Source organism: Hymenobacter psychrophilus (assembly GCF_900107135.1).
GTDB classification, from domain to species: domain Bacteria; phylum Bacteroidota; class Bacteroidia; order Cytophagales; family Hymenobacteraceae; genus Hymenobacter; species Hymenobacter psychrophilus.
On record NZ_FNOV01000001.1, the window covers coordinates 461,377 to 483,209 of the forward strand.

The following is a 21,833-nucleotide window of genomic DNA, read 5'->3' on the forward strand; positions in this document are numbered from 1 at the left end:
AGCTAACAGCTCTCAGTTCTCAACTGATGCGAAAAAGCTATCAGCTATCAGCTGTCAGCTAATAGCTCTCTTTCTTCTAAGTGGCTGTAGTGTGTACTCGTTCAGCGGGACCAATATCGACCCCACTATTAAAACGATTTCCATTGCTACGTTTGCCAACAACGCCAGCAACGGGCCCTCGTTTCTGTCGCAGCAGTTCACCGAGAACTTCAAGGACTACTTTCAGCGCAATACCAGCCTGAAACTCGTACCCCGCGATGGTGACCTGCAGTTTGAGGGCCAGATACTTGCCTACGATTTCGCCCCGGCCGCCATCCAGCAGGCCAACGGCGTCGATCAGGCGGGCGCCAACCAGTTGACCATTCAGGTGCGGGTGAAATTCACCAATAGCAAAGACCCCAAGCAGGACTTCGAGCAGACGCTACAAACAACCCGCTCCTTCCCCGCCACCCGCGACATTGCCAGCGTCAACAGCGACCAAACGGCGCTCAACGAGCTGTTTCGTAACCTTATCACCGACGCCTTCAATAAGTCGGTGGCCAACTGGTAGTTGTGGCCGGGCTGCGTTTTAGTGCCCGAATTGCCGTATTGTTGTAACCCGCTTGCCTGGCCGTGGCCGGGCACCCCTCCTACTATTTTCCCTGGTCGCGGCCCCAAAGCGGGCCGCGGCCAGGTGCCTTTTCTACGCTATTTCGCATGACCCGCGCGTCGCTTCTACGCATTCTGGACCACGTAAACGGTATTTCCGACGATGAAATCCGGGAACTGGAGCAGTTGGCCGCGGCCTTTCCGTATTGCCAGACGGCCCACGTGCTGCTGGCCAAGACGGCCCACGACCGCGGCAGCATGCTCGCTGGCCAGCGCCTGCGCCGCGCCGCCACCTACGCCGCCGACCGCGAGCTGTTGCGCCGACTGCTGGAACGCCCTATTGCCCCCGCAATCGTTGCAACGGACCTAGCTGCCTCCTCCCAGACTGACGTAGCAGCCGCTACCAACATAGCCCCGGCTGCGTTACCTGACCTCGCGGCGGCACCATCCGAGCCGGCCACCGATTTATTTGCCGTAGAAATTGTTGCGGCACCTGTCCTGGCCGATGAAACCGCACCGCCGACCAACAAGCCGGTCGACCTTGAGGCCCCGGCGGCGCCCGACGCCCCGGCAAGCGCTCCAGATAGGGCAGCAACGCAGACGGACGCCGACGAGGAGTTGCTGACACTACCCGAGCCAGCCGCTGAACCAGCCGTAGCGGAACCCGTCGCAATTGCTGAAGAATTACCAGTTGCGCTGCCTGAAGCAGAACCTCTCGACGCTAACGCCGTGTCATCTTCAGTTGAGTCGGAAGACTTAGCGGCCATGGCCTCCGTTATCATAGCAACGGAGGACGCAACAGATATCACTGATGCGGCTACAGAACAGGCTTCTGCTACCGAAGAAGCCCCGGTTTCGAGCGCCCCAACGGTTCCCGAAGCCTCCGGTGAGCTGCTGCCAGCCGTGGCCCCGCCCATCCGCCCACCAAGTGGCGCCGGTATTTCGCGCTTCGAGTTTGGCTTGAACGAGTCCCGTCTGCCCGAGCCCACGGGCTACCGGTTGCTGGATACTGGGCAGGAAGACGAGGAGTTTGCGGCGGAAGAAGACGAGTTACCCACCTCCCGTCCGGCGGGCCCGCCCCGCATTACGGCTCCTTTCCGGGCCGATGCGGAACTGGGCTACGCCCTTGGGGGGGGCAGCCGCCTGGGCTACGACCTGCAGGCCCACACGCCCGACGGTTTCACGCTTGATTTGCCACTGGAGGCTTTTTTTGAACCCGATGCCTTGCTGCTGGCCCACGCCCGCGCCCACCAGCCAGCCCCCAAAGCCTCCTCCCTCGACCTGATTAACCGCTTCCTCAAGGCCCAGCCCCGCATCAGAGCGGGCGCCCCCGGGGTGCCCCCGCCGGCCACCGAACAGGCCGATTTATCGGTGCGCAACAGCGCCGCCGCTCCGGTGCTGGCTTCCGAGAGTCTGGCCAAAATCATGATCAAGCAAGGTAAAACGACCAAGGCTATCGAAATTTATGAACGCCTGATGACAAAGCAGCCCGAAAAAATGGCGTACTTTGCCGAGCAAATCCAACAACTGCAACAACCCCCGGAGTAAATGTACTACGCCATTATTGTCCTGATTCTCGTCATTTGCGTGTTGCTGGCCCTGGTGGTGCTGGCCCAAAATCCTAAAGGCGGCGGCCTTTCCAGCCAGTTCGGCTCGAGCGGTGGTGCCGCCCAGATGATGGGCGTGAAGCGCACCGGCGACCTGCTTGAGAAGCTTACCTGGGGCTTTGCCATTGGTTTGATGGTACTCAGCCTGGGTTCCTACATTATTGGCGGCCATGCCCAGTCGGGTCCGGTACGCAGCATCAACCAGCAGCGCGCCCTCGAAACCCGCATGCCCGCTACTCCGGCCCCGGTAGCGCCTGGTGCTCCGGCCCCGGCTGCCCCCGTAGCTCCGGCTCCGGCTCAATAGTAACAGTCCGTTTTCCTCGGTTTGAAAGCCGGCGGTTTCCTGAGGAAACCGCCGGCTTTTTTTGGTCGGAGCGAGCTTGGTAAGGCTCATAACGCAAAAACCTCTGCCCAAGACCGCCATTTTCTGCCACAGCTGACACGCTTTCGGTGTAAAACTGGCCGAAAGTGGGCCGGAATCGTCCATTCTGTCAGGTTTGAGCGGGCTGGCACAGATGATGTAGCACGGCTGTGACACCCTGGTAATTCCAGATTCTTTCAACTTTTCAACCAAAACATACACTATGTCGCTTAGCATCAAACCGCTGGCTGACCGCGTTATCATCGCGCCGGCCGCCGCCGAAGAAAAAACCAAATCGGGCATCATCATTCCCGACACGGCCAAGGAAAAGCCCCAGCGGGGCGAAGTAGTGGCCGTGGGTGAGGGCAAAGTGGCCGACAACGGCACCACCATCAAGCCCCAGGTAAAAACCGGCGACCAGGTGCTCTACGGCAAGTACGCCGGCACCGAAATCACCGTCGATGGACAGGATCTGCTCATCATGAAGGAGTCCGACATCTTCGCCGTACTCTAGGCCGAACGCTGGTTTCCTTTCGTTGAATTCTATTAACTCCCGAAAATAAGATGGCTAAGAACATCCAATTTGATACCGAAGGCCGCGACAAACTCAAGCGCGGTGTAGATAAGCTGGCTAACGCCGTAAAAGTGACCCTCGGCCCCAAAGGCCGCAACGTGGTTATCGACAAGAAATTTGGCGCCCCGAGCATCACCAAGGACGGTGTGACGGTAGCCAAGGAAATTGAGCTGAGCGACCCGGTTGAAAACATGGGTGCCCAACTGGTGAAGGAAGTAGCCAGCAAAACCGCTGACCAGGCCGGTGACGGCACCACCACGGCTACCGTACTGGCCCAGGCCATCTACGCGGCCGGCTCGAAGAACGTAGCCGCCGGTGCTAACCCCATGGACCTCAAGCGCGGCATCGACAAGGCTGTGCAAGCAGTTGTGGCCAACCTGAAGGCGCAGTCGAAGAAGATTGAGAACTCCTCGGAAATCGCCCAGGTAGGCGCTATTTCGGCCAACAACGACATGGAAATCGGCCAGATGATTGCCGATGCCATGGACAAAGTGGGCAAGGAAGGCGTAATCACCGTGGAAGAAGCCCGCGGCACCGAAACCGAAGTAAAAACGGTGGAAGGCATGCAGTTCGACCGCGGTTACCTCTCCCCTTACTTCGTGACCAACCCGGAGAAGATGGAGGCCGAGTTCGAGAATCCTTATGTCCTCATCTACGACAAGAAGGTGAGCACCATGAAGGAGCTCCTGCCCGTGCTCGAGCAGGTCGTACAGACTGGTAAAGCACTGGTTATCATCTCCGAAGATGTGGACGGCGAGGCTTTGGCCACGCTGGTAGTAAACAAACTGCGCGGCTCGCTGAAAATTGCCGCCGTGAAGGCTCCCGGCTTCGGCGACCGTCGCAAGGCGATGCTCGAAGACATTGCCGTGCTGACCGGCGGTACCGTAATTTCGGAAGAGCGTGGCTACAAGCTCGACGCTGCTACCCTCGAATACCTCGGCCAGGCCGAGAAAATCATCATTGACAAGGACAACACCACGATTGTCAATGGCAAGGGTGAGAAGGCCACCATCACGGCCCGCATCAACGAGATTAAGGCCCAGATCGGCACTACGACTTCCGACTACGACAAGGAGAAGCTCCAGGAGCGCCTTGCCAAGCTGTCGGGCGGCGTAGCCATCCTCTACATCGGTGCTTCTACGGAAGTGGAGATGAAGGAGAAGAAGGACCGCGTTGACGATGCCCTGCACGCCACCCGCGCCGCCGTTGAGGAAGGCGTAGTACCCGGCGGTGGAGTGGCCTTAGTGCGCGCCCTCGATTCGCTGGACGCAGTTGATACCCTCAACGGCGACGAGCGTACCGGCGTGAACATCATCCGTACGGCCCTGGAGGCTCCCCTACGTACCATCGTGCAGAACGCCGGTGGCGAAGGTTCGGTAGTGGTGCAGAAGGTGCGCGAAGGCAAAGGTGACTTCGGTTACAACGCCCGCGAGGACAAGTACGAAAACCTGATGTCGGCCGGTATCCTCGACCCGACCAAGGTAACGCGCCTGGCCCTGGAGAATGCCGCTTCGATTGCCGGCCTGCTCCTGACCACCGAGTGCGTGATTTCCGATGAGCCCGAAGACGACAAAGGCGGCGCTGCTGCCGGCGGCGGCATGGGCGGCATGGGTGGCGGCATGGGCGGCATGATGTAAATCACTGATTATGCTGATTTGAACGTCATTCGTTCTGAAGCTATAAGCACAAGGGCCCCGCTGGATTTTGTCCGGCGGGGCTTTTTGCGCGTAAACGGCAGCAGTACTCATTACTTGATTGATAAAATGGACAAGAACATCACCGATATTACCGGAACGTGGCCACTGGCCAACGGCGTAGAAATACCCTATCTGGGGCTGGGCGTGTGGCAGGCCGAGGATGGCGCGGAAGTGCAGCAGGCCGTGAAATGGGCGCTGGAAGCCGGTTACCGCCACATTGACACCGCCTCCATCTACAAAAACGAAGAGGGCGTCGGGCAGGCCATCCGGGAAAGTGGCGTACCCCGCGAGGATGTGTTCATCACCAGCAAAGTCTGGAACACTGACCAGGGCTACGACGCCACGCTACGCGCCTTCGACGCCAGCCTAGACCGCCTCGGCCTGGAAACGCTCGACCTCTACTTGATTCACTGGCCTGTGGCCGGGAAGTCGCAGGATACGTGGCGGGCGCTGGAGAAGCTGTACGCCGACGGCCGGGTGCGCGCCATTGGGGTCAGCAACTTCCTCCAGCATCACCTGGAGGAGCTGCTGACGACGGCCACTGTGAAGCCGATGGTGAACCAGCTGGAGTTTCATCCGTGGCTGGTGCAGCCCGAGTTGCAGGCCTACTGCCGGCAGCATGGTATTCAGTACCAGGCCTGGTCGCCGCTCATGCAGGGCAAGATCTTCGAGCAGGACATTGTGAACGACTTGGCCAAAAAGTATGGCAAGTCGCCAGCCCAAATACTAGTGCGCTGGGACCTGCAGCGCGGTGTAGTCACGATTCCAAAGTCGGTTAAGCAGGCGCACATCGTCAGCAACGCCGCCGTATTCGACTTTGAGCTGACGGAGGCTGAACTGACCTACATCGACGGCCTAGACCGCCACGAGCGTCTCGGCCCCGACCCGGACATTTTCCCGAAGTAACGGCCGTATAGCGCACAGAAAAGCCCCGCCGGACCAGTGTCCGGCGGGGCTTTTTGTAGTCACATTGTTGACGCCTGTATTTGTGGCATCAGCGCCATCTGCAACATCTGTGATTTAGCGAGTTACTGGCTCGGCCATCATCTGGGTGAGCTTGCGATAGATAAGGAACAGCACCAGTGACGCGGCGGCCGAGAGAGCCACGAAAATCATGAAGAACTCGTAGAGACCGGTGATTTCGAAGCCCACGAAGTGCGGAACGGGCTTGCCGGGCTCGGGGTAGAGGGCGCTCAGCACGCCGGCAAACTTGTTACCGGCAGCCGTGGCCAGAAACCACACGGCCATCAGCAGCGAGGCAAAGCGCAGCGGGGCCAGCTTGTTCACCAGCGCCAAACCGATGGGTGACAGGCACAACTCGCCAAAAGTGTGCATCAGGTACATCGTAATCAGCCAGAACATGCTCACTTTGGTGCTGGCATCAACGCCTTTCACGCCGAAAGCAATAATAAGGTAGCCGATGGCCAGGAACATGAGGCCGATGGACATTTTCAGGGGCGACGAAGGCTCGATGCCGCGCTTGCCCATGAACGTCCAGACCAAGGCAAATACCGGGGCGAACAGAATGATAAACAGTGCGTTGGCCGACTGGAAGTAGGACGCGGGCACGGTGTAGGAACCCATTTGCCGGTTGGTTTGCTCGTCGGCAAAGAAGGTAAGTGAAGCACCCGCCTGCTCGAAGGCACCCCAGAAGAAGATTACGAAGAAGCTGAGAATCAGAATTACGTAAATTTTCTGCCGCTCACGGGTGGTGATGGAGGCGTCGGCCAGCACGGCAATGGGCGTTACAATCATGGCGGCGAACACGAAGGCACCTACCCAGTCGTAGTTCATGAGCCAAGCAATAGCGGCGTACACCGCCACGAAGATGCCGATGAGCATGGGCAGCTTGCTGGCGAAGCTCTTGGCAGCGGGCTGGTCGAGGGTTTCGGCGCGCACGGGGGCGTCGGTATTCATGGGCACTACGGGCGAGTGGGCCACGGCCTGCTCGGGCTTGCCGCCCAGCGCCGCCCCATCGGCGGTTACCACGTATTTGTTCTTGAACAGCTCAAACGTGAGCGAGCCCACCAGCATACCGATACCGGCGGCCAGGAAGCCCCACTTAAAGTCTTCGGGGTTGCCCGTATCGCCCAGCGTACCGCATACCAAGGGTGAGAAAAACGCGCCCAGATTGATACCCATATAGAAGATGGTGTATGCCGTGTCGATGCGGTTGTCGCCGGCCGGGTAGAGCGAGCCCACCATCGAGGAGATGTTGGGCTTGAAGAAGCCGTTGCCGAAAATCAGCAGGCCCAAACCCAGCATAAATAATAGCAGCTGCGTTTGGGGCGCGGTAGCCTGCCCGGCTGTGTACATGGAAGCCGAGAAAAACAGCGCGAACTGGCCGATGGCCATCATCAGGCCGCCCACCAGAATAGAGCGGCGGTTGCCCCAGTAGCGGTCGGCCACATAGCCCCCCAGCAGCGGCGTGAGGTACACGAGGCTGGTGTAGTTGCCGTAGATGAGCGAGGAGTACTCTTTATCAAATACCAGCGCCTGCGTCATGTACAGAATGAGCAGGGCCCGCATGCCGTAATAGCTGAACCGCTCCCACATTTCGGTGGCGAAGAGGACGTACAGCCCCTTGGGGTGCGACGAGGAGGATGACACGGGCTGCTGGGCAGCGGAGGGTGAGTGCATGAAGAGTAACTAAGAATGGGGAAAGAGATACGAGCCCGGCTGCAACCGGAATGGGGTTGGTAAAACTACAAAAGTTTCCTAAACCGCCCGAAACCCGCGCAAACAGGCGGCCACTGCCGGACCGGAGCATACGATTTTACGGCGAATTTTCGCTATCATTTTGGTTTTCCCCGGTTTTTCGTCAGCTTTTTCGCTACTTTTGCCCCGTATTCCCACTGATTTTTCCACCCAACCCCCCACCCGTTTTCGGCCCCTTATGCTAGATTCTGCCGCCAACGCCCGCCTCGCCCCCTTGGGTATTTCCACCGCTGCCCAGGTCCACCTCAACCTCTCGCCCGCCGCCCTCGTCGAGGAAGCATTGCGCCGTAATGAGGGCACGCTCACCGACAACGGGGCGCTGATGGCCGACACCGGAGCCTTCACCGGCCGCTCGCCCAAAGACCGTTTCGTGGTGAAAGACGCCAACACCGCCGACAGCGTATGGTGGGGCGACATCAACATTCCCTTCGAGGCCGACAAGTTCGACCAGTTGCACCAGAAGATGGTGAAGTACCTGGAAGACAAGGAGATTTACGTGCGCGACGCCTACGCCGGTGCCAACCCCGACTACGAGCTGAAGCTGCGCGTGGTGAACGAGCTGGCCTGGCATAACCTGTTCTGCTACAATATGTTCCTGCGCCCCGCCGAGGGCGCCGACACCAGCTGGACGCCCGATTTCAGCATCATCTGCGCCCCCGGCTTCGAGGCCGACCCGGCCGTAGATGGCACCCGCCAGAAGAACTTTGCCATCCTCAACTTCACCAAGAAGATGATTCTGATTGGCGGCACGGGCTACGCTGGTGAGATGAAGAAAGGCATTTTCGGCGTGCTCAACTACCTGCTCCCCCACGAGCACAACACGCTCAGCATGCACTGCTCGGCCAACGTGGGCGCCGACGGCGACACGGCCGTATTCTTCGGCCTCTCGGGCACAGGCAAAACCACCCTCTCGGCTGACCCCAACCGTGGCCTGATTGGCGACGATGAGCATGGCTGGACGCCCGACAAGGGCATCTTCAACTTCGAAGGCGGCTGCTACGCCAAGGTAATCGACCTGAGCCAGGAGAAGGAGCCGCAGATCTGGGACGCTATCCGCTTCGGCTCCATTGTGGAGAACACCCGCTTTATTGAGGGCACCCACACTGTGGACTACGCCAACAAAAGCGTAACCGAGAACACGCGCACGGCCTATCCGATCAACTACATCGACAACGCCATCGAGCCATCGGTGGCCGATGCGCCCAAGAACATCTTCTTCCTGACGGCCGACGCCTTCGGGGTGCTGCCCCCCATCAGCAAGCTCGACAAGAGCCACGCTATGTACCACTTCATGTCGGGTTACACCGCGAAGGTGGCCGGTACTGAAATGGGCATTACCGAGCCTCAGACGACATTCTCGGCCTGCTTCGGCGCCGTATTCCTGCCCCTGCACCCCACCAAATACGCCGAGATGCTGGGCCAGAAGATGGACGAGAATCCCGACGTGAACGTGTGGCTCATCAACACGGGCTGGACGGGTGGCTCCTACGGCACGGGCTCGCGCATGAAGCTACCCTACACTCGGGCCATGATTACGGCGGCCCTCAACGGCGAGCTGACCGACGTGGAGTTCACCAAGCACCCCATTTTTGGGGTGGAGGTGCCCGCTACGGTACCCGGCGTGCCCACCGAAATCCTGGACCCGCGCAACACCTGGAGCAACCCCGAGGAGTACGACCGCACGGCCTCCTCGCTGGCCGAGAAGTTTGTGAAGAACTTCGGCAAGTACGCCGACTACGCCAACGAAGAAATCCTGGCGGGCGCGCCGAAAGCGCAGGTAGTAGCCGGCGCTTAGGCGTTAACTCTTCTGATTTGAAACTGCCCCGCTGGCCTCGTGCCGGCGGGGCAGTTTTTATTGCGGTTGAAAGGTTTTTCGACCTGCCGGGTACTTCGTTGCATTTCCTTGCGCTACTTTTGCGTCCTTGTTTGACACTTTACTGCCGCTTACCCATGCGTAAACTTCTGCTTCCGCTGTTGCTGTTGCTTCTCTCACCGCTGCGCCTCTGGGCCTGGGGGGCCGACGGCCACCGGGCCATTGCCCTGATTGCCGAACACCACCTCAAGCGTAGTGCCCGCCAGCAGGTACAGCAGCTGCTGGGCACCGAAAACATGGCGTTGGTCAGCACCTGGCCCGACGAAATTCGCTACTACCCCGAGGGCAAAGACACTGGCCCCTGGCACTACGTGAACTCGCCCTCGGGCCTCGACCACGCCCAGTACCTGGCGGAACTGCGCACCAACGTCGGCCCCAATGCCTACACCGCCCTGCAAACCCAGATGGCCATTATGGCCGACAAGAGCAAGACCACGGCCCAGCGCCGCGATGCGCTTAAGTACGTCATTCACATCGTGGGCGACATTCACCAGCCCCTGCACACGGGCCACGCCGAAGACAAGGGCGGCAACGACGTTAAGCTCAAGTTTCGGGGCCGCGATACCAACCTGCACAGCCTCTGGGACTCGGGCCTGCTCGACTATCAGGGCCTGACCTACACCGAAATAGCCCGGCAGTACAACTGCGGCATAAGTGGCCCGGACGTGCGCCGCATGCAAGCCGCCCCGCCCGCCGAGTGGCTCTGGGAATCGTACCAGGCCGCCGAACTGCTCTATCCCCTCACCCCCAGCGGTACCGAAGTACGGTTTGAGTACTACCCCGCGCACAGTGTGCTGATGCGCCAGCGCATCCAGCAGGCCGGCATCCGGCTGGCGGGTATACTGAATGATATGCTGAGTTAACGGTTGGGGCACCTGCATAAAAAGGGAGTCCTGGCCGGCAATTGCCGGGCAGGACTCCCTTTTTATGCAGGTATAGCCGCTTATGGTTTAGCTTTTGCCTCCCGGCTGCTTGCCTGAATCAGTCTTATCGGTTCCCGGGCCGCGCACGTCGTCGGGAGTAGCTTTGGCCGAGCCGGCGCGGGGGGCACGGCCGTCACCGTTGGCACCTTTGCCAGTGTCCTGCACGTTGTCGGGGCGTTGGGGGGAAGCCTGAACGGAGCCTTTATCGGAGGCTGACTGGGGCCTTTTGCCTTGGTTGGAACGCTGCTCGCCCCCTTGGCCTTTGCCCGCGACTTTATCCTTCCCATCATCTTTACTGAAGGCTTTGACGATGGCGGCTACGGCTAAACCAGTGCCGGCTACAATGGCAACCGTGGCGGTGGGGTTTAGCTTGGCCTTGGTGTAGGTGCTGATTTCGCGGGTGCGGCCGGGGTAGTTGCCGCGCTCCTGCAGCTGGCCCGCGCCTTCGTACAGGCCGCTGGGGCGGTTACGGTGGTCAGCTTTGTCGGATTTGGACATAGGCGCGAAGGCTTTTTCCATAAACTTATCGAGCAGGGCCGGGGTCCACTGTTCCATGCCCTTAAACAACTTGCCAGCCCCACCTACCAGAATATTGCGCTGGGGCGAGGTAGCAGAACTGAGAATAGCCTCGGCCACCGTTTCGGGAGCGTAGGCGGGCGGCGCGTGCTGGGGTACCTTATCGAGGTAGTTTTTGGCGTTCAGCGGGTAAGGTGTATCAATGGCAGCCGGCTGAATCAGGGTAACCGAAATGGGCGCATCTTCCATTTCCAGCTCGGTACGCAAACCGTCGGTGAAACCTTTCACGGCGTGCTTGCTGGCGCTGTACATGGTCTGCAGAATGGCCGTCACATCGGAGAGCACGCTGCCCACGTTGATGAGTGCCCCGCCCCGGTGGCGCAGGTGCTCCGTGGCTTCGAGCGAGCCATATACAAGGCCCCAGAAGTTGGTTTCGAACAGCTGCCGCATGTCGTCGACAGACTCATTTACGACCTTGCCATACATCGATACGCCGGCATTGTTCACCCAGGTATCAAAGCTGCCGAACTTCTGCTTGGCCTCGCGGGCAATGCGCTTCACATCGGCCTGCTTGCTGACGTCGGCCACCACGTAGATAACCTCGCAACCCTGCTGGCTAAGCTCTTCGGTGAGCTCCCGCAAGGCCGCCTCGCTACGGGCGGCCAGCACGAGTTTCGCGCCGGCTTTGGCAGCCTGCCGGGCCGTTACCAGGCCAATGCCCGACGAGGCGCCGGTGATAACAATAGTTTGTTCGGAGAGTTTTTTGAGCTTGGTCTTCATGTGATTAGCTGGTTAATAGAGCCCGGAAGGCTGGAGGAAGGATATGGTTGGCTTACGCGAAAAACCCGCCCGCCGTTATCTTGGCCTCCCTGACCGCGTCCGGCCTGCCGGCCCCAACCGCCGGCTTCCCGCGTACCTTTGCCCCATGCCCCACACCTTTTTCGCCCCCGACCTCGCCCCCGATGCCACCGGCTACACCCTGCCCGAAGACGAGAGCAAGCACGCCGTACGGGTGCTGCGCCTGGCCGTGGGCGCACCCGTGGTGCTGGTAAACGGCCAAGGCGACGTATTTGAGGCCGCAGTGGCCGACGCCAACCCCAAGCGCTGCGCCCTGCGCATCAGCGCCCACGCCCACTACAAGCCCCGCTCCGCCCCCATTCACCTGGCCGTAGCGCCCACCAAAAACCTCGACCGCATGGAGTGGCTGGTCGAGAAAGCCACCGAAATCGGGGTGGATAGGATTACGTTTCTGCGCTGCGCCCGCTCGGAGCGGCGCGAGCTGAAGCTGGAGCGGCTGGAAAAAATTGCCATTAGTGCTCTCAAGCAGTCGGGCCAGGCCTGGCTGCCGCAGATGGACGAGATGCAGGACTTTAAGGCATTTGTGACCGGCGTTGCCCCGCAAACCACTTTCATTGCCCACCTGGAAGAAGGCGAGCGCACGGCGCTGACGCAGGTGGTGGATGCCGGGGCCGGTTGCTGCGTGTTGATTGGGCCGGAAGGAGATTTCACGCCGGCGGAAATTACGCTGGCGCTAGCGCGCGGGATTCGGCCGGTGACGCTGGGAAATTCGCGGCTACGCACCGAAACTGCCGCGCTGGCGGCGGTGTTTACGGCGCAGTTGGCGCGGGCCGTGTAGCAGCTGCTTGCGCGGCCGACTTAACGCCGCAGGAGGCGCAGAATGGCAGGTGAGCAAAGTTCTTGTGCCCGCAGTTGTAGCAGTCGGCAAACAAATTGAGGCCGCAGTGGCGGCAAAAGTCGGTGACCAGCTGCATAGCGTCGTTGGCTGGGGCCTTGGTTGGCGTTTCCCACTTTTTGATGATAAAATCTTTTCCGCACGACGGGCAGAAGTGATTTTCCAACGCTTTTTCGGCCACTTCCAGCTGCACATTTTTGGCTCGCTCCTGGGTCGAAGCCTTCAACTCTTCCTGCTTCTGCTCCACGTAAGCGCGGATTTTTTTGATGGCGTAGTAGCCTAGCCCCACCGACAGGGCAATGCCAACCAGGTAGCGCACGTAGCCGCCATAGCTGGGTAGGTAGGGCACGAGGCCAACGAAGAAAACGTAAAACGAGAACAGCGTGAAGCCGAAATACAGCGGCCAGAATTTGTGCTTGCGGTAGCGAATCAGGAAGAAAATGCCAAGCCCCAGAATAGGCCCCACAAACAGGAGCCGAATAAAAAACACCTTCAGGTCATGCCGACGCGACGCCGTTTCAAAGCGGGCTTCCGCCGACTGCTCTTCCCGGTTTATCTGACGCTCGATTAACTCCGCCTGCTTTTCTCGGCCACTAATCTGTAGCTGGCGCGCACTGAGTTGGGCGCGCCAGGCCTGCTCCACTTTGTAGTAGTCATCAAGCCGACGGGCACGGTCTACTACCTCCTTATCCTTATCGGGGGAGCCCAGTGTTTTGCGGGTTTTTATCCAGTTCTCAAACGACTGTTTTTCGTTGTTATAGTTCTGTCGGGCCGTGGTAATAGTTTGTTCAATGCTTTCGTTTTTATCCGTCAGCGTCCTGACTTCCGCCTCTAATGACCTCCTCTGCTTCTCCAACGCTCCGCGCTTCTGGCTCACGAAGCTTTCAACCTCCGGACGCTTGCTGGCCGGGTCCAAGTCGCCGATTATTTTTTCAGAAAGCCCAATCAGGAACACGCATAAAACCAGCGAAACCAAGGTATTGATCAGTTTGGAGGTTTGCTGTAGCTTTTTGCTATTGAATTCCATGTAGTGGCGTAAATGAATGTGGTGATTTTTCTCGGCGAAAAATCAAGTAAGTTAGTCTTGTTCGGGGCTAAATGGGAGCATCAGGTAGCGGTAGTAAAGAGACTGATGCCAGCCAGTGCAGCGAATTTGTGAACTGTGCTACTCCTGTACCAATGCCGATGCATCCGCCTGCGAATCTGCGGCTCCTTCTGCCGTTGCAGCCAGCTTGGCCGCTTCCCTGGCCAGTTTCTTCTTGCGCCAGGGGGCGTCCTGCTCCCAGTCGCCGGCCATCAGGCAGCCGTAGGGCCGGATTTCGTCGATGACGGTGGCCAAGTCGAAATCCACGATTTGCTGCTGCACCTGCGCGGCATTTTTATAGGCGCTGGGCAGCTCCGAAATATCAATCTGGTTGAAGAAGCGGGCGTCGATGCCCTGGGTTTCCTCGGCGAATATTTCCTCCTTGGTCTGCCCCAATTTGCTACGCTTGTGGCCCGTACGGCTCAGGTTGCGACCAGCTCCGTGGGGCGCGAAGCCCAGGTTGGTGGCGGTGGTCGGGCCCTCCACAATAAGGATGGGCTGGGCCATGTTGAGCGGGATGATGCGCGGGCCGGTGATGTCGGGCATGAACTTGGGGTCCAGCGGGGTGGCCCCTTTGGCGTGGTAGTACATCTCGCCGTCGCGGAACACGAAGTTGTGCTCGTTCCAGTACCGCTGCTGCGCGGTGGCCCCCAGCTGCTGCACCACGGCTTCGTGCAGGCACAGGTGGTTTTGCTTGGTCCAGTTGCGGATGGTTTGCAGCGCCGCCCAGTACCGCTGCCCCTCCTCCGAGTCGGCAGGAATCCAGGCATTGTTCGGGTCGGTTTCGGGCGAAATGGCCTTGCGGAAGTTCTCAGCCACCTTCATGCCCTGCTTATACAGCAGCGCGCCCGGCCCCCGCGAGCCGTGGTGGGTAACCAGCATGGTGTCGCCGGTGTTGCGCGAGATGCCCACGTACAAAAAGTGGTTACCGTCGCCCTGGGTGCCCAGGTGCTCGCGGGCCATGCGCAGGCTGCGGCGGGAATTGAGGTAGGGATTGTCGCGGAATTCGGCCTCGATTTCGGCGGGCAGCGCAAACTGCTGGTCGGGCTCGCGGCCGCCGGGACCGAAGTGGGTGAGCTGCTGCGCGGCGTCGAGCACCTGCTTAGGATCGGCCGCGCCCAGGTTGGTCAGCATCACCGAGCAGCAGATATCGGCGCTGTGCATGCCGGGATGGATGGCGTTGCGGGCCACCACAATGCCGCCGACGGGAATAGTGCCCAGCGGCCCGGCCGGGCAGGCATCGGGCATAATGGCGCCCGCCACCACCGTGGGCGTGCGCATCAGCCGCTGCATCGACTGGCGCACGTAGTCGATGTTGTCCTGCTCGATGGGCGTATCGGCGCTGATGTTCTCGTGAAAGGATACCGGTTGCGCCAGCAGCGGAATCGTGGGGGCGGGCTTCACGGTAGCGAGGTAGGCCTCCAGGGCCTCCCCTGCCAGGCCGTAGGCGTTGATGTGGTCGAGCGCTTCCTTAAACCATTTGCCGGGCTGAAGACCTTTGGCTATTAAATCCTGTCCTGTTATCATCCTTGGTAGCTCTATAGATTGGTTTGGCAAGAAAGGAAATTTAGCCAGGACTGAACCGCTTATTCGAGCAGTCTTTGCTGATAATAGGCAACGAATTCCCGCCCCAGCGAATAGATGTCCCGCCATTCGAAGTACAGCGGGCTGGCGCTGCCGACTGCCTGAAAGCCGGCCTGGCGAAACAGCATTTTGGTGCGGGTGAGATGGTAGTACTGGGAAACGACCACCAGGCTGGTAAAATGCAGCGAATCGCGCAGCCGCAGTACATTGGCTACCGTTTGTTGGGTGGTATTGCCCTGGTTATCGACCACTACCGCCGCCGCCGGAACACCCTGGCTTACCAGGTACTGCTTCATTTTACTGCCCTCGTAGAAGCCTTCCTGGCCCAGCCCCCCACTTACAATGAGTTGCTTTACCTGCCCCCGCCGGTACAACTCCAGGCCGCAATGCAGCCGCTGGGTCAGCCGCACCGATAGGCTGCCATCCTCGTTCACCTTATTGCCCAGCACCACGGCCACATCAGCCGGAGCGGCGCTGCTACCCAAACCATCAGCTACCACCACCACCGAATGCCCGAAAATCCAGAGTACGAGCCCGGCCAGCGTGTATTTTATTGGTATCGGAAAGCGCATTAGTTATCGAGCGTTTGGTCTGTTTCTCTTCCTGATACTGCTCCGACTTTATGAGCTGCTCGCAGTTGCCACAGCGCAGCCACGTGGGCCAGCAGCACAACCGGCACCACGAAAGCGGGCAGCCACACGTAGGGAAAGTACATCAGGGCCATGTTGGGCTGCTCGAACGAGAACTGCTGGAATGGCCCCGGGGCCGACAGCAGCCCCAGCCGCACGATGTTGCCCAGCAGCAGCAGCCCCACCACGTTCCAGACGACTAGCCCGCCCGGCCCCAGCCACCGGCGACGGAAGGCCAGGTAGTACACCAACGGGGCGGTAAGGCCCATCAGAATATCCCAGTTACGCCCCTCGAACGTCATGAGCCCTGGTACAGCCTGGTAGTAGTACAGCGCCCACAGCACCAGCTCCACCGGTATCCGCACCACGTGCAGCAACGTCAGCCGGTCGGGGGGCAGTTCATCGAGGAAGCGGCGGCCCCGCGCCGTAGCCAGCAATGCCAGCAGCGCCAGCAGCGGCGGGCCTATCGCCAGCGCGAATCGGGGCGGCAGCGTATCGGTAATGGTGTAGAAGCCAGTATAGGCCATCACCGCCTGATTCAGCAACCACGGCCCCCCTGCTACCAGCAGCGCCTGCCGGTACTGGGCAGCAACTACCCGTAGCAGCATCCCCAGGGTCAAAATGGTCGTTAAGATGAAGGCCAGGTCGAGGCCGAAAGGAACCGGGGGCATGGGCGGGGCAGCAGTGGAGAAGCGCGGGTAGTGCTTACCTTGCGGGGCAAGCCGAACTTTCCCGGTTGGTCCGCAATTATAGCGGAATCCTGCTTGCCTACGCTACTGCTTCAATGCCTAAGAATCTCTGCCTCTTCGCCTGTCTTCTACTTTTCTCGCTCACGGCGGCCGCGCCGGTGGCCCCGGCCCCCAGCTTCCGCATCGCCAAGCTGCACTACGGCGGCGGCGGCGACTGGTACGCCAACAAAACCAGCCTGCCCAACCTCATCCGTTTCTGTAACCAGGCGCTCAGCACCAATATTGCGCCCGCCGAGGCCACCGTGGAACTCGATTCACCCGAGCTGCTCACCTATCCCTTCGTGCACCTGACCGGCCACGGCAACGTCACGTTCTCCGACCTCGACGCCCGCAACCTGCGCCGCTACCTTATTGGGGGCGGTTTTCTGCACATTGATGATAACTACGGCCTCGACAAGTTTATCCGGCCCGAGATGAAGAAGGTGTTTCCCGAACTGGAGTTCGTGGAGCTGCCCTTCACTCACCCTATCTACCACCAGAAATTCCAGTTTCCGCGGGGCCTGCCCAAAATCCATGAGCACGACGGCAAGCGCCCCCAGGGCTTTGGGCTGCTGTATAAGGGCCGGCTGGTATGCTTCTACAGCTACGAGTGCGACCTGGGCAACGGCTGGGAAGACATGGGCACCTACCCCGAAGATACCCCCGCCACCCACGAAGCGGCCCTCAAGATGGGCGCCAACCTGGTTGCCTACGCCCTCACGCAGGACTGATACTCAATTCGAAGAGAAAAGCCACTGAACGGACCAATTGGTGTCGTTCAGCGGCTTTTATTTTTAACTTTTCTCTTTGACTCCAACGACTAATACCGCCGCTGGAAAATTTCGCTGAGCACGAAGGCCGCGCGGATGTCGGCGGGATTCTGCAGCAGTTCGTTGACGGTACGGCGGGTTTGTTTGGGCGAGATTTGCTTCTGGCTCCAGAAATCCTCGCTGCCGTGCTGGGTGCTGGTGCGGGGCTGGTTTTGGGCGAGGCGCGGAGCCCGCTTGGGGGCTTCGAGCGAACGGGCTTCGCGGGCGGGCAACTCCTGGGAGTAGGCATCTATCTCGGTGCTTTCCAGGCCGCGGCCGAAGCGCGGAACCGGCGCGGGACGGGCCGGTTTGGCTGGCGGCTCCTGGCCCTGCTGCTCCTGGTCCCACTGCTCTCGGCGCTGCTCCCACTCCTGGGGCGGGTCGCGCTCGGCCAGCGGGCGGGGTTCTGGCGGGGCCGGCTGCTGGTTCTGGCGCTGCATCTGGGCCAGGAGTTCCTCAAACGACACGGCGGGCACCGCCGGAGCGGGCCGGGGCGCAGGCGCACCGCCGGGCTGGCGGGCCTGCTGCCGGACCTGGGCTTCCTTTGCTTTTTCGGCCGCCTTCTGCACCATTCGCCAGATAAAGAAGACGACGGCCGCAATTACCCAGACAAATCCTTTGATATCTTCCATACAAGAAAGTAAGGGCCGCCCATGCGAGAGGCCCGCACGCGGCTGTTACCGGTAGCCGGTAACCCTAACGTACGCCTTTTTCGGGGAAGCGACCCGCTTTGGTGCGGTAGAAGGCCTTAATTTCCTCCAGGTCCTTTTCGTAGTCACCGGTGGGCCAGAAGGCCGGCCCCACGCCGGCTTCCTTGTTTTTGTAGTCGAGGTAGCCGAGCAGGATGGGCACGCCGGCGGCCATAGCCGTGTGGTAGAACCCCTTGCGCCATTTGGGCTGGTAGCTGCGGGTACCTTCGGGCGTAATCATAATCACCAGCTCGTCGTGCGTCTTAAACAGCCCAACCATAGCCTCGACGAGGCTGTTGTTACGGCTACGGTCGACGCCCAGCCCGCCCAGGCTGCGCACCAACGCCCCAAGTACCGGAATGGTAGTCCACTCCTTTTTGATGGTCACTTTCAAGTCCACATCCATCAGAAAAAAGGCCGCCCGGGCGTGCATAAAGTCCCAGTTGCTGGTGTGCGGGGCCGCAATCATCACGCTCTTTTTGATATCGGCCGGCACCACCGGCCCTAACTTCCAGCCTACCAGCCAAAACCAGAACTTTGAAAACAGATACCAGAAGGTAGAAGTGCGACGCGCCATGAGCGGAAAACGGATGAAAAAGAAGAGCCGGCAGCCCGAATCGGGACTACCGGGCCTTAAAGCTAGCTGATTTGCCGCCGCCACCGCAGTTTTGGCGCCCTATTGCCCGCAACAGGCATGCTTTCAACCTTGTGCGGGCAACTTGTTTTCGAGCAGCGCCGCCAGCTGCGAGGCATGGGCCCGCGTGTAGCGGTAGCCGATATCAAAGATTTCGGTTGCCTGCCCGAAGCTCATGGTGCGGTAGGCCCGCAGCTCGGGTGGTTCGAGCAGCAAGTGGCAGCGCTGCTTGCTGAGCACTGTGTTGCCGGAAATAGCCAGGTTGAGCGTGCGCTCGACCAGCCCACGCATATTGCTGACCTGCGCGGCCGGGTTGGGCGGATTGCAGTGTACGCCCACCACCCGCAGGCCCGGGTGTTCAGCCTCCAGCAGCGCCTCCACGGGCAGGTTGTTGAGCAACCCGCCATCCACCAGCTGCCGGCCCTGGTACACCACCGGCCGGTACAAAATGGGCACGGCCGACGAGGCCAGCAGCGGCGGCACCAGCAGCCCACTCGAAAACCGCACCGACTCCCCCGCCTCAATATCCGTCGCTACCAGCGTGAGTGGCAGCCGTAGCTGCTCGAACGTGGCCCCGGCCCCCAGGTGCTGCTCGAACAGCCGCCCTACCGCATCCATGTGCAGCAGGCCGTAGCGGCTGAGCGCCACCCGCGTCAGGCGCGGAATGCTGATGCCCTGCAACAGCCGCATAATCTCGCGCGGCGGCACCCCGGCAGCGTAAAACGTGGCGGCAATAGCTCCCGACGACACCCCCGCCAGCCGCCCCACCGGCAGTGCCAGCTCATCGAGCGCCGCAAGCACGCCCAGGTGCGCAATGCCCCGCGCTCCACCCCCGGAAAGTGCTACGCCTAACATGCGGTGAGATAGTGAAATAGTGAGGTGGTGAGTTTGATGTTCAAGAGGGCCTGGGGCGCACATGGCGCGGTTTTTTGTAAACTGCTCGAAGTATTTCTTTCACGCCGCAAGGCTTCTGGCAACCCCGAACGTCAAACTTACCACCTCACTATTTCACCATCTCACCTCTTACAGCTCCGCCAGCCGGAACTTCTCGGCTACTTTGATGCCACGCTCAGTTTGTTCGACTGTGATGCACTCGGTCTGGTGGTCGTGCTCTAGCACCAGCACCCAGTTTTCGGCGGCGGCCTGCTGCAGGAAACGGGCCTTTTCGTCCATCGTTACCAGCGGGCGCACATCGTAGCTCATCACGTAGGGCAGGCCTACGTGGTGGGCGCTGGGCAGCAGGTCGGCGGCGAAAACCAGCGTGCGGTCTTTGTAAGACAGCTTCGGCAGCATCATCTTCTCGGTGTGCCCGTCCACGTAAATCAGGTCGGCCAGGCTGCTCAGTTCGGCCGGTACGCCGGCCTGCGGATCGATAAAGCGCAGTTGGCCGCTTTCCTGAATGGGCAGAATGTTCTCCTTTAAAAAGCTGGCCTTCTCGCGCGGGTTAGGCGTAGTGGCCCAGTTCCAGTGGGCTTCGTTGCTCCAGTGAGTCGCGTTGGGAAAAGCCAGTTGCAGCGCATCATCGGCGGTCCGCACCACGGCCCCGCCGCAATGGTCGAAGTGCAGGTGGGTGAGCAGCACGTCGGTAATGTCGGCGGCGGTGTAGCCCAGGCGGCGCAACGACTTTTCCAGCGTATCGTCGCCGTGCAGGTAAAAGTGGCCGCGAAACTTCTCGTCCTGCTTTTCGCCAATACCGGTATCGATGAGCAGCAGCCGGCCCGCATCCTCCACCAGCAGGCAGCGCAGGGCCCAGGTACACATATTGTGCTCGTCGGCGGGGTTGAGCTTCTGCCACATACTCTTGGGCACAACCCCAAACATGGCCCCGCCATCGAGTTTAAACAAGCCGGTATCGAGCGTATGAACGGTCATATCCTTGAGCTTTTAGCTATTAGTTTATGGCTGTTAGCTTTTTTTCGTCTGACAATAGCTGACAGCAAGTATGATTGACGGTAGCTACCAGCTAACAGCTGTCAGCTAATAGCTTGACAAAAACCTACTCCAGCACCACGCCCATGTCCGAGAACTTGTCGATGCGCCGGCTGATACGGTCTTCGGGTGAGAGGGCGTCAAGTTCAGCTAGGGTTTCGAGGATGGTTTCTTTGAGCGTCTGAATCATGGTGGGCGCATCGGTGTGGGCGCCACCCAGGGGCTCGCCCACGATGCCATCAACGAGCTTGTTGCCCAGCATATCGGTGGCCGTGAGCTTGAGCGCTTCGGCGGCCTGCTCCTTGTAATCCCAGGAGCGCCACAGAATGCTGCTGCACGACTCGGGCGAAATCACCGAGTACCAGGTATTTTCCAGCATCAGCACCCGGTCGCCGATGGCAATGCCCAGCGCCCCACCCGAGGCGCCTTCGCCGATAATGATGCAGATAACAGGCACCTTGAGCAGGAACATGTCGCGCAGGTTGCGGGCAATGGCCTCGCCCTGCCCCCGCTCCTCGGCCTCGAGGCCCGGAAATGCGCCCGGCGTATCAATAAGCGTCACCACCGGCACGTTGAACTTCTCGGCCAGCTTCATCAGGCGCAGGGCCTTGCGGTAGCCCTCGGGGTTGGGCATGCCGAAGTTGCGAAACTGCCGCTGCTTGGTGTTGCGGCCCTTCTGCTGGCCAATCAGCATCACCGTGCGGCCATCGATTTCGGCAAAACCACCCACCATCGCCTTGTCGTCGCGCACGGTCCGGTCGCCGTGCAACTCCACGAACTTCTGGCTCATGCCCAGAATGTAGTCGAAGGTGTAGGGGCGGTCGGGGTGGCGCGAAAGCTGCACGCGCTGCCAGCGGGTGAGGTTTTGGTAGGTTTCCTTCTTGAGGGCGTTGATTTTGGCTTCGAGGGCCGTTACCGCGGCCGATACGTCCACCTGGCTGTCGAGGGCCAGTTGTTGCATTTCGCGAAGCTTGCCTTCGAGGGCGGCAATGGGTTGTTCAAAATCGAGGAGCATGGCCACGGCAGAGGCGGGTTTTGGAGGTGCGAGGGGGAAACGGAAGATAGCAAAGGTAAGCGACGGGGCCGATTCCGGCCACTCCTGCCCCCATCCGGCCGCATGAAAAATCTTTCTGCCTGACTAGCAGCCTGCCACGCAGCCTAAGGCAAGTTTTTTGCACTTTTTTCGCGGCGGCTCTT

The 21,833-nt window shown here is 60.2% G+C and carries 21 protein-coding genes; 10 read left to right on the plus strand and 11 right to left on the minus strand.

All coding sequences use genetic code 11. From position 1 onward, the window contains the following. The first annotated feature begins 91 nt into the window (after positions 1-91). The 6 genes from BLW21_RS01880 to BLW21_RS01905 all read left to right on the plus strand — a co-directional run bounded on the left by BLW21_RS01880 (position 92) and on the right by BLW21_RS01905 (position 5,733). Entirely contained in the window at positions 92-550 is a 459-nt protein-coding gene (locus BLW21_RS01880; RefSeq protein ID WP_175470817.1) for an LptE family protein, read from the plus strand. Positions 551-696: 146 nt separating this feature from the next. After that, on the plus strand, positions 697-2,136 hold the full coding sequence (locus tag BLW21_RS01885; protein WP_092737300.1) for a hypothetical protein: 1,440 nt from the start codon (positions 697-699) through the stop codon (positions 2,134-2,136). Continuing rightward, on the plus strand, positions 2,137-2,499 hold the full coding sequence (secG, locus tag BLW21_RS01890) for a preprotein translocase subunit SecG (protein ID WP_092737302.1): 363 nt from the start codon (positions 2,137-2,139) through the stop codon (positions 2,497-2,499). Between the two features lie 280 nt (positions 2,500-2,779). Continuing rightward, the gene (gene groES / locus BLW21_RS01895; RefSeq protein ID WP_092737305.1) at positions 2,780-3,070 is read left to right on the plus strand and encodes a co-chaperone GroES; all 291 of its coding nucleotides are present in this window, start codon (positions 2,780-2,782) and stop codon (positions 3,068-3,070) included. 50 nt (positions 3,071-3,120) lie between these two features. Then, entirely contained in the window at positions 3,121-4,767 is a 1,647-nt protein-coding gene (gene groL / locus BLW21_RS01900) for a chaperonin GroEL (protein WP_092737307.1), read from the plus strand. 126 nt (positions 4,768-4,893) lie between these two features. After that, positions 4,894-5,733, plus strand: coding sequence for an aldo/keto reductase (locus BLW21_RS01905; protein WP_092737309.1), 840 nt, complete (start codon positions 4,894-4,896; stop codon positions 5,731-5,733). 114 nt (positions 5,734-5,847) lie between these two features. Here BLW21_RS01905 and BLW21_RS01910 read toward each other — a convergent pair whose 3' ends face one another. Beyond that, complete coding sequence (locus BLW21_RS01910) at positions 5,848-7,467, minus strand: peptide MFS transporter (RefSeq protein ID WP_092737311.1); 1,620 nt, start codon at positions 7,465-7,467, stop codon at positions 5,848-5,850. Positions 7,468-7,723: 256 nt separating this feature from the next. Here BLW21_RS01910 and pckA point away from each other — a divergent pair, with 256 nt between their 5' ends. Beyond that, positions 7,724-9,340, plus strand: coding sequence for a phosphoenolpyruvate carboxykinase (ATP) (pckA, locus tag BLW21_RS01915; RefSeq protein WP_092737313.1), 1,617 nt, complete (start codon positions 7,724-7,726; stop codon positions 9,338-9,340). Positions 9,341-9,495: 155 nt separating this feature from the next. Further along, positions 9,496-10,281, plus strand: coding sequence for a S1/P1 nuclease (locus BLW21_RS01920; protein ID WP_092737315.1), 786 nt, complete (start codon positions 9,496-9,498; stop codon positions 10,279-10,281). Between the two features lie 87 nt (positions 10,282-10,368). Here BLW21_RS01920 and BLW21_RS01925 read toward each other — a convergent pair whose 3' ends face one another. Next, positions 10,369-11,637: an SDR family oxidoreductase gene (locus BLW21_RS01925; RefSeq protein WP_092737317.1), complete on the minus strand. Its 1,269-nt coding sequence runs from the start codon at positions 11,635-11,637 to the stop codon at positions 10,369-10,371. A 145-nt stretch (positions 11,638-11,782) separates the two neighbouring features. On the opposite strand from BLW21_RS01925, the gene BLW21_RS01930 reads away from it, so the two are divergent. Beyond that, complete coding sequence (locus BLW21_RS01930; protein WP_092737319.1) at positions 11,783-12,493, plus strand: 16S rRNA (uracil(1498)-N(3))-methyltransferase; 711 nt, start codon at positions 11,783-11,785, stop codon at positions 12,491-12,493. Here the strand turns inward: BLW21_RS01930 and BLW21_RS01935 are convergent. The 4 genes from BLW21_RS01935 to BLW21_RS01950 all read right to left on the minus strand — a co-directional run bounded on the left by BLW21_RS01935 (position 12,465) and on the right by BLW21_RS01950 (position 16,518). Continuing rightward, entirely contained in the window at positions 12,465-13,577 is a 1,113-nt protein-coding gene (locus BLW21_RS01935) for a hypothetical protein (RefSeq protein ID WP_092737321.1), read from the minus strand. The two genes, BLW21_RS01930 and BLW21_RS01935, sit on opposite strands and share 29 nt — an antisense overlap. Positions 13,578-13,715: 138 nt before the next feature. Next, the gene (locus BLW21_RS01940) at positions 13,716-14,798 is read right to left on the minus strand and encodes an RtcB family protein (RefSeq protein ID WP_394331639.1); all 1,083 of its coding nucleotides are present in this window, start codon (positions 14,796-14,798) and stop codon (positions 13,716-13,718) included. A 422-nt stretch (positions 14,799-15,220) separates the two neighbouring features. Continuing rightward, entirely contained in the window at positions 15,221-15,790 is a 570-nt protein-coding gene (locus BLW21_RS01945) for a YdcF family protein (protein WP_092737325.1), read from the minus strand. Beyond that, the gene (locus tag BLW21_RS01950; protein WP_175470818.1) at positions 15,790-16,518 is read right to left on the minus strand and encodes a hypothetical protein; all 729 of its coding nucleotides are present in this window, start codon (positions 16,516-16,518) and stop codon (positions 15,790-15,792) included. Before BLW21_RS01950 ends, BLW21_RS01945 begins: the two co-directional genes overlap by 1 nt. A gap of 113 nt (positions 16,519-16,631) precedes the next feature. Here BLW21_RS01950 and BLW21_RS01955 point away from each other — a divergent pair, with 113 nt between their 5' ends. After that, positions 16,632-17,306, plus strand: coding sequence for a DUF4159 domain-containing protein (locus BLW21_RS01955; RefSeq protein ID WP_092737327.1), 675 nt, complete (start codon positions 16,632-16,634; stop codon positions 17,304-17,306). Between the two features lie 89 nt (positions 17,307-17,395). On the opposite strand, the gene BLW21_RS01960 is transcribed toward BLW21_RS01955, so the two are convergent. The 5 genes from BLW21_RS01960 to BLW21_RS01980 all read right to left on the minus strand — a co-directional run bounded on the left by BLW21_RS01960 (position 17,396) and on the right by BLW21_RS01980 (position 21,651). Continuing rightward, positions 17,396-18,016 (minus strand): hypothetical protein, encoded by a 621-nt coding sequence (locus BLW21_RS01960; RefSeq protein ID WP_092737329.1) that lies wholly within the window; start codon positions 18,014-18,016, stop codon positions 17,396-17,398. A 64-nt stretch (positions 18,017-18,080) separates the two neighbouring features. Then, the gene (locus BLW21_RS01965) at positions 18,081-18,650 is read right to left on the minus strand and encodes a 1-acyl-sn-glycerol-3-phosphate acyltransferase (protein WP_092737331.1); all 570 of its coding nucleotides are present in this window, start codon (positions 18,648-18,650) and stop codon (positions 18,081-18,083) included. A 123-nt stretch (positions 18,651-18,773) separates the two neighbouring features. Continuing rightward, on the minus strand, positions 18,774-19,562 hold the full coding sequence (locus tag BLW21_RS01970; RefSeq protein ID WP_175470819.1) for a patatin-like phospholipase family protein: 789 nt from the start codon (positions 19,560-19,562) through the stop codon (positions 18,774-18,776). Between the two features lie 168 nt (positions 19,563-19,730). Further along, positions 19,731-20,579 (minus strand): MBL fold metallo-hydrolase, encoded by an 849-nt coding sequence (locus tag BLW21_RS01975; RefSeq protein WP_092737335.1) that lies wholly within the window; start codon positions 20,577-20,579, stop codon positions 19,731-19,733. 124 nt (positions 20,580-20,703) lie between these two features. Then, complete coding sequence (locus BLW21_RS01980) at positions 20,704-21,651, minus strand: acetyl-CoA carboxylase carboxyltransferase subunit alpha (protein ID WP_175470820.1); 948 nt, start codon at positions 21,649-21,651, stop codon at positions 20,704-20,706. Positions 21,652-21,833 lie beyond the last annotated feature (182 nt).